Genomic DNA, 291 nt, shown 5'->3' with positions numbered 1-291 from the left:
GGAAAAGCAAACACCAAAACTTTAATTGAAGAGTTTGATCATGGCTCAGATTGAACGCTGGCGGCAGGCCTAACACATGCAAGTCGAGCGGAAACGGCAGTATTGAAGCTTCGGTGGATTTACTGGACGTCGAGCGGCGGACGGGTGAGTAAAGGCTGGGAACCTGCCCTGACGAGGGGGATAACCGTTGGAAACGACGGCTAATACCGCATAATGTCTTAGTTCATTACGAGCTGGGACCAAAGGTGGCCTCTACATGTAAGCTATCGCGTTGGGATGGGCCCAGTTAGG

At 51.9% G+C, this 291-nt stretch carries 1 rRNA gene; it reads left to right on the top strand.

The annotated features are described in order from the left end of the window. Window positions 1-22: 22 nt before the first annotated feature. Window positions 23-291, top strand: a 16S ribosomal RNA gene (locus HLG76_RS14750); the annotation flags it as partial.

Origin of the sequence: Salinivibrio sp. EAGSL (assembly GCF_013366455.1) — a bacterium.
Classification (GTDB): domain Bacteria; phylum Pseudomonadota; class Gammaproteobacteria; order Enterobacterales; family Vibrionaceae; genus Salinivibrio; species Salinivibrio costicola.
This window is presented reverse-complemented; position numbering and strand designations above follow the sequence as displayed.